A 12,065-nucleotide genomic window follows, 5' to 3' on the forward strand; every position below is an offset into this window, starting at 1 on the left:
GTCGTCTCCTTACAGCTGGACGCCCGAAAAGGACATGAAGCCCAGCGACATCAGGCCGATGGTGATGAAGGTGATGCCCAGGCCCTGCAGGCCCTCGGGTACATCGCTGTACTTGAGCTTCTCGCGGATGCCGGCGAGCAGCGCGATGGCCAGGGCCCAGGAGAAGCCGGAACCGACGCCGTAGACCACGCTCTCACCCAGGTTGTAGTCGCGCTCCACCATGAACAGCGAGCCGGCCATTATGGCGCAGTTCACCGTGATCAGCGGCAGGAACACGCCGAGGGCGTTGTAGAGCGAGGGCACGTACTTGTCGAGCAGCATCTCGAGGATCTGCACGATGGCGGCGATCACCCCGATGTAGCTGAGCAGGCCGAGGAACGACAGGTCCACGTCCGGCAGGCCGGCCCAGGCCAGTGCGCCGTCCTTGAGCAGGAGGGTGTAGAGCAGGTTGTTGGCCGGCACGGTGATGGCCTGCACCACGATCACGGCGATGCCGAGGCCGATGGCGGTTTCCACCTTCTTGGAAATGGCGATGAAGGTGCACATGCCGAGAAAGAAGGCCAGGGCCATGTTCTCGACGAACACCGCCTTCACGAACAGGCTGATGTAGTGCTCCATCAGTAGGCCTCCTTGTTGGATACCTGGGGCGCGATCTTGAAGGACGGCGCTTCCTTCTGCTCGGTCTTCCAGCTGCGCAGGGCCCAGATGATCAGGCCGATGAGGAAGAAGGCCGAGGGCGGCAGCAGCAACAGGCCGTTGGGCTGGTACCAGCCGCCGTCGTTGATCACCGGGAGGATCTCGTAGCCCAGCAGCTTGCCGGAGCCGAACAGCTCGCGGATCACGCCGAGGACGATGAGCATGGCGCTGTAGCCCAGGCCGTTGCCGATGCCGTCGAAGAACGACAGCACGGGCGGATTGGCCATGGCGAAGGCTTCGGCGCGGCCCATCACGATGCAGTTGGTGATGATCAGGCCGACGAATACCGAGAGCTGCTTGGACAGGCTGAAGGCATAGGCCTTGAGCACCTGGTCGACCACGATGACCAGCGAGGCGATGATCACCATCTGCACGATCATGCGGATCGAGCTGGGGATCTGGCTGCGGATCATCGAGATGAACAGGTTGGAGAAGCCGGTCACCAGCGTCAGGGCGATGGACATCACCAGCGCGGTCTTCAGGTTGGAGGTGACCGCCAGGGCCGAGCAGATGCCGAGGATCTGCAGGCCGATGGGGTTGTTGTGCAGGATCGGGTCCAGCAGGACCGAGCGGATCGTGGGTTGCGCCATGTTCATGCCTCCCCGTTGTTCAGCTTGGCCAGGAAGGGGCCGAAGCCGTTCTTGCCGAGCCAGAAATGCAGCAGGTTGTTGACGCCCTTGCTGGTCAGCGTGGCGCCGGCCAGGCCGTCGACCTGGTGGCTGGCGTTGGGCGAGCCGGGCTCGACACTGCCCTTGATGATCTGGATGGCCAGCTGGCCCTGCTCATCGAACAGGCTCTTGCCGTTCCACAGCGCCTTCCATTTCGGGTTGTCCACCTCGCCGCCGAGGCCGGGCGTCTCGCCATGCTGGTAGAAGCCCAGGCCGACCACGGTATTGAGGTCGCCCTTGAGGGCGAGGAAGCCGTACAGGGTCGACCACAGGCCGTAGCCGCGCACCGGCAGGATCAGGGTGTCCAGCTTGCCGTCCTTCTCCACCAGGTAGACGGTGGTGAAGCGCTCGCGGCGCTTGATGGAGGCGATATCCTGGTCACCCGGCAGGGCGTCGGAGAGCTTCGGGTCCTTGGCGGCCTTCAGCGGGTCGAAGCCGGCGGCCTGGATGGCGTCGCTGTACTCGCCGCTGGAGAGGTCCACCACCTTGGCGGTGATGCGCTCGGCATAGAGCGCCTTCACTTCGCTGGCGGACATGCCCGGCTGGCCGAGGCCGGCGATGGAGAGGATGCTGCGCTGCTTGTCCAGCTCGCGGTTCTCCACCTGCACCGGCTTGAGGGCTACTGCCCCGCCGGCGACGAAGATGGAGCACACCAGGCAGACCACCAGGGCCACCAGCAGGGTGCGGATCGTGGATTCCTTCTGGTTAGCCATGGCGTGCCAGCCTCCGCTTGATGTTGGCCTGGACGACGAAGTGGTCGATCAGCGGTGCACAGAGGTTGGCGAAGAGGATCGCCAGCATCATGCCTTCCGGGAAGGCGGGGTTGACCACGCGGATCAGCACCACCATCAGGCCGATCAGCGCGCCGAACAGCCACTTGCCGGTGTTGGTCATGGAGGCGGACACCGGGTCGGTGGCCATGAACATCATGCCGAAGGCGAAACCGCCGAGGACCAGGTGCCAGTACCAGGGCATGGCGAACATCGGGTTGGTGTCGGAACCGATGGCGTTGAACAGCGTGCTGGTGGCTATCATGCCCAGCATCACGCCGGCGACGATGCGCCAGGCGGCGATGCGGGTCAGCAGCAGCACGCCGCCGCCGATGAAGATGGCCAGGGTGCTGGTCTCGCCGATGGAACCGTGGATGGTCCCGAGGAAGGCGTCCATCCAGGTGATGCCGTGACCGAGGATGTTCTCCACGCCACCGGCAGCGCCCAGGCTCAGGGAGGTGGCGCCGGCGAAGCCGTCCACCGCCGTCCACACGGAGTCACCGGAAATCTGCGCCGGGTAGGCGAAGAACAGGAAGGCACGGCCCACCAGGGCGGGGTTGAGGAAGTTCTTGCCGGTGCCGCCGAACACTTCCTTGCCCAGCACCACGCCGAAGCTGATGCCCAGGGCCACCTGCCACAGCGGGATGCTCGGCGGCAGGGTGAGGGCGAAGAGCACGGAGGTGACGAAGAAGCCTTCGTTCACTTCATGGCGGCGGATGGCGGCGAACAGCACTTCCCAGAAGCCGCCGACGATGAAGGTCACGGCGTAGATGGGCAGGAACCAGGCGGCGCCCTGGATGACGTTGTCCCACAGGCTGTTGGGGTCGAAGCCGGCCAGGCTGCCGATCAGCGCGAAGCGCCAGCCGTCCTGGGCGGCCAGCAGGTCCGGGCTCTGGGCGAACACCAGGTTGGCCTGGTAGCCGACGTTCCACATGCCGAAGAACATTGCCGGGAAGGTGCAGAGCCACACGGTGATCATCATGCGCTTGAGGTCGATGCCATCGCGCACGTGGGCCGTGGTCCGGGTGACGTTGGCCGGCCGGTAGAAGAAGGTGTCGATCGCTTCGTACAGGGCGTACCACTTCTCGAAGCGGCCACCCTGTTCGAAGTTGTGCTCGATCCGGTCGAGGAATTTGCGCAGGCCCATGTCAGCCCTCCTTCTCGATGCGGTTGAGGTTGTCCCGCAGGATGGGGCCGTATTCGTACTTGCCGGCGCAGACGTAGCTGCACAGCGCCAGGTCTTCCTCGTCCAGCTCCAGGCAGCCCAGCTTCTGGGCCATCTCGGTGTCGCCGACGATGAGGTAGCGCAGCAACTGGGTGGGCAGGATGTCCAGCGGCATCACCGCCTCGTAGTTGCCCACCGGCACCATGGCGCGCGGGCTGCCGTTGGTGCTGGTGCTGAAGGCGAACCGACGGGCCGCCATCAGCTTGGAGACGAAGATGTTCAGCACCGAGTGCTTGTTCACCCCGGCGCGCAGGTAGTGCAGCAGCTCGCGGTCATTGCCTTCGGCCAGGCAGGACACCTGCAGGTGGTAGCGCCCCAGGTAGGCGCAGGCGCCACGGGAGGTGCGCCCGCCCAGCAGGGAGCCGGACACCACGCGGTTGACGCCGGGCTTGAGTTCGCCGGCGGTCAGCTCATCGAGGCTCGCACCCAGGCGGGTGGCCAGCAGACGCGGCTTCTCCACCACCGGGCCGGCCAGGGCCACGACGCGCTCGACCCACAGGCGGCCGGTGGCGAACAGCTTGCCGACGGCGATCACGTCCTGGTAGCCGATGTGCCAGACGCTCTTGGTGGCGCTGACCGGGTCGAGGAAGTGGATGTGGGTACCCGGAAGCCCCGCCGGATGCGGACCGGAGAAGGCCTCGGCGCGCACGCCGGTCAACTGCTCACCCGGCAGGCTGGCCCCGTCGGCCTTGCACAGGAACACCCGGCCCAGGCGCGCCAGCACCTTGAGGCCGCGTTCGAAGTCGGCGGCGTGGGCAGCGATGATCGGCTGCGGGTCGGCGGCCAGCGGGTGAGTATCGAGGGCGGTCACGAAGATCGAGCTGGGAACGGCATCGACGGCCGGCACCCGGCTGAACGGGCGCGTACGCAGTGCGGTCCAGAGGCCCGAGCGCTGCAGGTTGTCCCGCACGGCCTGGGGATCGAGGGCATCCAGGGCATTGTCCGGGCAGGTGTCGAAGACGACTTCGTCGTCGCCGTCCACATCGATCACCACCGACTGCAGCACACGCTGCTCGCCGCGGTGGATGGCCGAAACCACGCCCGCCGCCGGGGCGGTGAAGAGCACGCCGGGGTTCTTCTTGTCGGCGAACAGGGCCTGGCCCAGCTTCACCCGGTCCCCGACCTGCACCTGCATGGTGGGCTTCATGCCGTGGTAGTCGAAGCCGATCACGGCCACGCTACGCACGGCGCGTGCAGCCTCGATGCGCTGCTCAGGCTGGCCTGCGATGGGCAGGTCCAACCCCCGTCTGATTCTTGTCATGTCTCTCGCCTGAACCTTGAGAAGGGTTTCGTCCCGGTGTCGAACAGTAGCCGCCAAACGCCAGGCAGGCACCGGCACATATGCCGGCACGCGGCAGAGCCTCGGGACGAAAACCGCGCATTATAAAGAGGCGACTTCCCAAGCGGCCACTGAAAGTCCTGAAATTTCCGACTGTTAGAGCGACTCGGGCAACTGGAAGTCAGCGTGCGGACGAATGGTCACCGCCCGCCACGCCATGAAAAACGGGGGCCTAGGCCCCCGTTTCAGGTTCTACCGGCGCGCCCCGGTGGAGCGCCTGATCCAGTAACAAACCGCAATAAATGCGAGCCAGAACGGAATGGCGTAGACCGACACGTTGATGCCCGGGATCAGCAGCATCACGCCCAGGATGAGCGCCACGAAGGCCAGGCACAGGTAGTTGCTGAAGGGGTACCAGAGCGACTTGAAGAACGGCTCGATGCCCTGGCGCTGCAGCGACTTGCGGAACATCAGGTGCGACAGGCTGATCATCGCCCAGTTGATCACCAGGGCCGCCACCACCAGCGCCATCAGCAGCTCCAGCGCCTGCTTGGGCGCCAGGTAGTTCACCAATACGCAGAGCAGGGTGATCAGCGCGGACACGCCAATGGCCAGCACCGGCACGCCACGGCGGTTGACCTTGAGCAACGCCTTCGGCGCATCGCCCTGCTCGGCCAGGCCGTAGAGCATGCGACTGTTGCAGTACACGCCACTGTTGTAGACCGACAGCGCGGCGGTCAGCACCACGAAGTTCAGCAGGTGGGCGGCGGTGTCACTGCCGATCAGCGAGAAGATCTGCACGAAGGGGCTGCCGCTGTAGGGGTCGCCGGCGGCATTGAGGGTTTCCAGCAGCTTGTCCCAGGGATACAGCATCAGCAGCACGCTGAGGGCGCCGATGTAGAAGATCAGGATGCGGTAGATGACCTGGTTGATCGCCTTGGGGATCACCTTCTTCGGCTCGCTGGCCTCGGCGGCGGTGATGCCCACCAGCTCCAGGCCACCGAAGGAGAACATGATGATCGCCAGGACCATCACCAGCCCTTCCAGGCCATTGGGGAAGAACCCGCCGTGACTCCAGAGGTTGCTCACCGCGGCCTGCTCGCCGCCGGTGCCGGAGACCAGCAGGTAGAGGCCGAGGATGATCATGCCGATGATCGCCACCACCTTGATCAGGGCGAACCAGAATTCCGTCTCCCCAAAGACCCGCACGTTGGCCAGGTTGATCACGTTGATCAGCACGAAGAACACCGCTGCCGTCACCCAGGTGGGCACGTCGGGCCACCAGAACTGGATGTACTTGCCCACGGCGGTCAGCTCGGCCATGCCCACCAGGACGTAGAGCACCCAGTAGTTCCAGCCGGCCAGGAAGCCCGCGTAGCCGCCCCAGTACTTGTGGGCGAAGTGACTGAAGGAGCCGGCCACGGGCTCCTCGACGATCATCTCGCCCAACTGGCGCATGATCAGGAAGGCGATGAAGCCGGCGATGGCGTAGCCGAGGATCATCGACGGCCCGGCGGACTTGAGCACCCCGGCGGAGCCGAGGAACAGGCCGGTGCCGATGGCGCCACCCAGGGCGATCAACTGGATATGGCGGTTTTCCAGCCCGCGCTTGAGCGAGCCGGCGTGCTGCTGTTGTCCGTCCATCAGGAGTTCCGAAAAGAAGGGAGGGGTCTAGCGATTACAGCCGGAAAAATGAAAAACGGGAGCCCGAGAGCTCCCGTTTTCACGGACCAGCGACTTAGCGCGGGAAGGCCGGCGGGTTGACCCCAGCCATGTCTTCCATCACGCGGACCACCTGGCAGCTGTAGCCGAACTCGTTGTCGTACCAGACGTAGAGGACGACACGGTTGTCGTTGCAGATGGTGGCTTCGGCATCGACCACACCGGCATGGCGGGAGCCGACGAAGTCGGTGGACACCACTTCCTGGGAGGAGACGTAGTCGATCTGCTTGTGCAGGTCGGAGTGCATGGCCATCTGGCGCAGGTACTCGTTGATCTCGTCGCGGGTGGTGGCCTTCTCCAGGTTCAGGTTGAGGATGGCCATGGAGACGTTCGGGGTCGGCACGCGGATGGCGTTGCCGGTCAGCTTGCCTTTCAGCACCGGCAGGGCCTTGGCGGCTGCGGTGGCGGCACCGGTCTCGGTGATCACCATGTTCAGCGCGGCGCTGCGGCCACGGCGGCTGCCCTTGTGGAAGTTGTCGATCAGGTTCTGGTCGTTGGTGTACGAGTGAACGGTCTCGACGTGGCCGTTGGCGATGCCGAACTTGTCATTCACGGCCTTGAGCACCGGCACGATGGCGTTGGTGGTGCAGGAGGCAGCGGAGATGATCTTGTCGTCGGCGGTGATTTCGCCGTGGTTGATGCCGTGGACGATGTTCTTCAGCGCGCCCTTGCCGGGAGCGGTGAGGACCACGCGGTCGATGCCCGGGCACTTCAGGTGCTGGCTCAGACCCTCGGCGTCACGCCATTTGCCGGTGTTGTCCACCAGCAGGGCGTTCTTGATGCCGTAGGCGGTGTAGTCGACCGAGGCGGGATCGTTGGAGTAGATCACCTGGATCAGGTTGCCGTTGGCGGTGAGGGTGTTGTTCTCCTCGTCGATGACGATGGTGCCGTCGAACGGACCGTGCACGGAGTCGCGACGCAGCAGGCTGGCGCGCTTGACCAGGTCGTTCTCGGCGCCCTTGCGGACGACGATGGCGCGCAGGCGCAGGCCGTCGCCGCCACCGGTCTTCTCGATGAGGATACGCGCCAGCAGGCGGCCGATGCGGCCGAAGCCGTAGAGAACGACGTCGGTGCCTTCACGGGCAGCGCCGTTCTGCTTGCCGACCAGCTCGGCCAGCTCGTCCTTGGTGAACTGCTCGAGGCTGCGACCGGCACCCTCGGCCTTGAACTTGGCGACCATCTTGCCCAGGTCGACGGAAGCGGCGCCCAGCTTGAGCTCGCTCATGGCCTTCAGGATCGGGAAGGTGTCGTGGACCGACAGCTCGGCTTCGTCGGCCTGGCGGTGGCGGGCGAAACGGTGGGCTTTGAGGATGTCGATCACGGAACGGTTGATCAGGCCGCGACCATAGATCGAGGTGACCACGTTGTTGTTGCGATAGAGCTGGCCGATCAGCGGAATCATCGCTTCCGCGAGGGCTTCACGATCGATCCATTCACCGAGACACTGGTCGGGCTTCTGAGTCACGGGCAGTACCTTCCACATGTAGGGGATGAAAAAAGGGGCTACATTATGACGACGCGCGCAAGCGCCGGCAATCTGCAGCCGTCGCAAGACTGACATCCAACGGTCGGGATAGTTACAATCGCCCGGTTCGAATTCCGACCGGAGCCCCCTTTTGCCCGCCTCCGTCCTGCGTCTCCCGACCCTACCCACCGCCAGCGGCAAGCAGCAGTGGGGCAACCTCAACGGTGCGGCCCTCGGCCTGGCCATCGCCGAAGCGGCGAGCGCTGCCCGACGCTTCACCCTGTTGCTGACTGCCGACAGCCAGAGCGCCGAACGCCTGGAGCAGGAGCTGGGCTTCTTCGCCCCGGACCTGCCGGTGCTGCACTTCCCGGACTGGGAAACGCTGCCCTACGACCTGTTCTCCCCCCACCAGGACATCATTTCCCAGCGGGTGGCCAGCCTCTATCGCCTGCCGGAACTGGACCATGGCGTGCTGGTGGTGCCGATCACCACCGCCCTGCACCGCCTGCCGCCCCGGCGTTTCCTGCTGGGCTCGAGCCTGGTGCTGGACGTGGGCCAGAAGCTGGACGTGGAGCAGATGCGCCTGCGCCTGGAAGGGGCCGGCTACCGCTGCGTGGAAACGGTCTACGAGCACGGCGAGTTCGCCGTGCGCGGCGCGCTGATCGACCTGTTCCCCATGGGCAGCGACCTGCCCTACCGCATCGACCTGTTCGATGACGAGATCGAGACCCTGCGCACCTTCGACCCGGAAACCCAGCGCTCGGTGGACAAGGTGGAGTCGATCCGCCTGCTGCCGGCCCGCGAGTTCCCGCTGGACAAGAAGGCGGTCACCGACTTCCGCGGCCGCTTCCGCGAGCGCTTCGACGTCGACTTCCGCCGCTGCCCGATCTACCAGGACCTGGCCAGCGGCATCACCCCGGCCGGCATCGAGTACTACCTGCCGCTGTTCTTCGAGGAGACCGAGACGCTCTTCGACTATCTGCCCGGCAACACCCAGGTGTTCTCCCTGCCCGGCATCGAACAGGCCGCCGAGCAGTTCTGGAGCGACGTGCGCAGCCGCTATGAAGAGCGCCGCGTCGACCCCGAGCGCCCGCTGGTGCCGCCGGCCGAACTCTTCCTGCCGGTGGAGGACTGCTTCGCCCGGCTGAAGGCCTCACCCCGTGTAGTGGCCGACCCCAGCGACCTGGCGCCCGGCGTGGGCCGCGAGCGCTTCCCCACCCGCGCCCTGCCCGACCTCGCCATCGAAGGCAAGGCCAGCGAGCCGCTGGCGGCCCTGCGCCGCTTCCTGGAGGAGTTCCCCGGCCGCGTGCTGTTCAGCGCCGAATCGGCCGGCCGCCGCGAAGTGCTGCTGGAACTGCTCGCCCGGCTCAAGCTGCGCCCGCAGGAAGTCGCCGGCTGGCCGGAGTTCGTCGCCAGCAGCGAGCGCCTGGCCATCACCATCGCCCCGCTGGACGAGGGCCTGCTGCTGGACGAACCAGCCCTGGCGCTGGTCGCCGAAAGCCCGCTGTTCGGCCAGCGCGTCATGCAGCGCCGTCGCCGAGAACGCCGCAGCGACGGTGGCGACAACGTCATCAAGAACCTCGCCGAGCTGCGCGAAGGCGCGCCAGTGGTGCACATCGACCACGGCGTGGGCCGCTACCTCGGCCTGATCACCCTGGAGATCGAAGGCCAGGCCGCCGAATTCCTCGCCCTGCAGTACGCCGAGGAAGCCAAGCTCTACGTACCGGTCGCCAGCCTGCACCTGATCGCCCGCTACACCGGCACCGATGACGCCCTGGCACCGCTGCACCGCCTGGGCTCGGAAACCTGGCAGAAAGCCAAGCGCAAGGCCGCCGAACAGGTGCGCGACGTCGCCGCCGAACTGCTGGACATCTACGCCCGCCGCGCCGCGCGAAAGGGCTATGCCTTCAAGGACCCGCTGGCCGACTACGCCACCTTCTCCGCCGGCTTCCCCTTCGAGGAAACCCCGGACCAGCAGGCCGCCATCGAGGCCGTGGTCGCCGACATGCTGGCGCCCAAGCCGATGGACCGCCTGGTCTGCGGCGACGTCGGCTTCGGCAAGACCGAAGTGGCCATGCGCGCGGCCTTCGTCGCCGTGCACAGCGGCAAGCAGGTGGCGGTGCTGGTGCCCACCACCCTCCTCGCCCAGCAGCACTACAACAGCTTCCGCGACCGCTTCGCCGACTGGCCGGTGCGCGTGGAGGTGATGAGCCGCTTCAAGACCGCCAAGGAAGTGGAAGGCGCCGCCAACGAACTGGCCGAAGGCAAGGTCGACATCGTCATCGGCACCCACCGCCTGCTGCAGGGCGACATCCGCTTCAAGCAGCTGGGCCTGGTGATCATCGACGAGGAACACCGCTTCGGCGTGCGCCAGAAGGAGCAGCTCAAGGCCCTGCGCAGCGAGGTGGACATCCTCACCCTCACCGCCACGCCGATCCCGCGCACCCTGAACATGGCCGTGGCCGGCATGCGCGACCTGTCGATCATCGCCACCCCGCCGGCGCGCCGCCTGTCGGTGCGTACCTTCGTGATGGAGCAGCAGAACACGGTGATCAAGGAGGCCCTGCTGCGCGAGCTGCTGCGGGGCGGGCAGGTCTACTACCTGCACAACGAGGTCAAGACCATCGAGAAGTGCGCCGCCGACCTCGCCGAACTGGTGCCCGAGGCCCGTATCGGCATCGGCCACGGGCAGATGCACGAGCGCGAGCTCGAACAGGTGATGAGCGACTTCTACCACAAGCGCTTCAACGTGCTGGTGGCCTCCACCATCATCGAGACCGGCATCGACGTGCCCAGCGCCAACACCATCATCATCGAGCGCGCCGACAAGTTCGGCCTGGCCCAGTTGCACCAGCTGCGTGGCCGCGTCGGCCGCAGCCACCACCAGGCCTACGCCTACCTGCTGACGCCACCGCGCAAGCAGATGACCGAGGACGCCCAGAAGCGCCTGGAAGCCATCGCCAACGCCCAGGACCTGGGGGCCGGCTTCGTGCTGGCCACCCATGACCTGGAGATCCGCGGCGCCGGCGAACTGCTGGGCGAGGGCCAGAGCGGGCAGATCCAGGCCGTGGGCTTCACCCTGTACATGGAAATGCTCGAACGCGCGGTCAAATCCATCCAGAAGGGCGAGCAGCCCAACCTGGAGCAGCCCCTGGGTGGCGGGCCGGAAATCAACCTACGGGTGCCGGCACTGATTCCCGAGGACTACCTGCCCGACGTACACGCACGGCTGATCCTCTACAAGCGCATCGCCTCGGCCGCCGACGAGGACGGCCTGAAGGAGCTGCAGGTGGAAATGATCGACCGCTTCGGCCTGCTCCCCGAGCCCACCAAGAACCTGGTGCGCCTCACCCTGCTCAAGCTGCAGGCGGAGAAGCTCGGCATCAAGAAAGTCGACGCCGGCCCCCAAGGTGGTCGGATAGAATTCGCCGCCGACACCTGCGTCGACCCGCTGGTGCTGATCAAGCTGATCCAGGGCCAGCCCAAGCGCTACAAGTTCGAAGGCGCCACCCAGTTCCGCTTCCTGGTCCCGATGGAGCGACCGGAAGAACGCTTCAACACACTGGAGGCGCTGTTCGAGCGCCTCGTTCCGCAATCCGCTTAAAGGACTGATCCATGCGTGCGTTCCGTTTCATCACCCTGCTGCTCGCCCTGGTGGCCCCCAGCGCCTTCGCCGACGGGCTCTACCAGGTGGAGATGATCCTCTTCCGCCAGGCCGGCGAGCCGGTCCCGGCCAGCCAGAACGCCCCGGATGACTGGGCCAACGGCAGCCAGACCCTGTCCAGCGTCGGCGAGCGCGCCACCAACCTGAACAACGAAGCCGCCCGCCTCAACCCGGGCGCCGGCTACCAGGTGCTGCTGCACAAGGCCTGGTCCCAGAGCATTGGCGCCACCCCGAGCAAGGTGGCGGTCACCACCGGCGACGGCCAGCTCGGCCACTTCCCGGTAGAAGGCACCGTGGAGCTGAGCCAGGGGCGCTTCACCGACGTGTCCGTCGACTTCTGGGTCAACCGCTTCGACGCCAGCGGCCTGCTCAGCGGCAGTGAACGCATCAAGCAGGGCACCCGCCTGAAGAGCGGCGAGCTGACCTACCTCGACCACTCCAGCCTGGGCATCCTGATTCGCGTCAACCCGCTCTGACCCATGCCCACCCTGCTCGAACACCTGCGCCAGGAAGACTGGCGCCAGGACTTCGACCAGGGCGCGCTCGACCGCGGCGCCCGCTACGCCCAACAGCGGA

At 66.1% G+C, this 12,065-nt stretch carries 9 protein-coding genes; 2 read left to right on the plus strand and 7 right to left on the minus strand.

Going from position 1 to position 12,065, the window contains the following annotated elements; all coding sequences use genetic code 11:
• Positions 1 to 9: 9 nt before the first annotated feature.
• The 7 genes from nqrE to FBY21_RS11370 all read right to left on the minus strand — a co-directional run bounded on the left by nqrE (position 10) and on the right by FBY21_RS11370 (position 7,843).
• Entirely contained in the window at positions 10 to 618 is a 609-nt protein-coding gene (gene nqrE, locus FBY21_RS11340) for an NADH:ubiquinone reductase (Na(+)-transporting) subunit E (RefSeq protein WP_021219522.1), read from the minus strand.
• On the minus strand, positions 618 to 1,292 hold the full coding sequence (locus FBY21_RS11345; RefSeq protein WP_172433032.1) for an NADH:ubiquinone reductase (Na(+)-transporting) subunit D: 675 nt from the start codon (positions 1,290 to 1,292) through the stop codon (positions 618 to 620). The genes nqrE and FBY21_RS11345 overlap by 1 nt, the downstream gene beginning before the upstream one ends.
• Positions 1,289 to 2,077: a Na(+)-translocating NADH-quinone reductase subunit C gene (locus tag FBY21_RS11350; RefSeq protein ID WP_044405014.1), complete on the minus strand. Its 789-nt coding sequence runs from the start codon at positions 2,075 to 2,077 to the stop codon at positions 1,289 to 1,291. The genes FBY21_RS11345 and FBY21_RS11350 overlap by 4 nt, the downstream gene beginning before the upstream one ends.
• On the minus strand, positions 2,070 to 3,281 hold the full coding sequence (locus tag FBY21_RS11355; protein WP_142011090.1) for an NADH:ubiquinone reductase (Na(+)-transporting) subunit B: 1,212 nt from the start codon (positions 3,279 to 3,281) through the stop codon (positions 2,070 to 2,072). The genes FBY21_RS11350 and FBY21_RS11355 overlap by 8 nt, the downstream gene beginning before the upstream one ends.
• 1 nt (position 3,282) lies before the next feature.
• On the minus strand, positions 3,283 to 4,620 hold the full coding sequence (locus FBY21_RS11360; RefSeq protein ID WP_142011092.1) for a Na(+)-translocating NADH-quinone reductase subunit A: 1,338 nt from the start codon (positions 4,618 to 4,620) through the stop codon (positions 3,283 to 3,285).
• A gap of 270 nt (positions 4,621 to 4,890) precedes the next feature.
• Positions 4,891 to 6,282 carry an amino acid permease gene (locus FBY21_RS11365; RefSeq protein WP_142011095.1) on the minus strand — a complete coding sequence of 464 codons (1,392 nt, stop codon included), beginning with the start codon at positions 6,280 to 6,282 and terminating at the stop codon, positions 4,891 to 4,893.
• A 94-nt stretch (positions 6,283 to 6,376) separates the two neighbouring features.
• Entirely contained in the window at positions 6,377 to 7,843 is a 1,467-nt protein-coding gene (locus FBY21_RS11370) for a glyceraldehyde-3-phosphate dehydrogenase (protein WP_074968622.1), read from the minus strand.
• Between the two features lie 133 nt (positions 7,844 to 7,976).
• Here FBY21_RS11370 and mfd point away from each other — a divergent pair, with 133 nt between their 5' ends.
• Positions 7,977 to 11,429: a transcription-repair coupling factor gene (gene mfd / locus FBY21_RS11375; protein ID WP_044405026.1), complete on the plus strand. Its 3,453-nt coding sequence runs from the start codon at positions 7,977 to 7,979 to the stop codon at positions 11,427 to 11,429.
• Positions 11,430 to 11,440: 11 nt separating this feature from the next.
• Entirely contained in the window at positions 11,441 to 11,965 is a 525-nt protein-coding gene (locus FBY21_RS11380; RefSeq protein WP_074968618.1) for a CsiV family protein, read from the plus strand.
• The last annotated feature ends 100 nt before the right edge of the window (positions 11,966 to 12,065 follow it).

Source organism: Pseudomonas sp. SLBN-26, from assembly GCF_006715895.1.
In the GTDB taxonomy this organism is placed as follows: domain Bacteria; phylum Pseudomonadota; class Gammaproteobacteria; order Pseudomonadales; family Pseudomonadaceae; genus Metapseudomonas; species Metapseudomonas otitidis.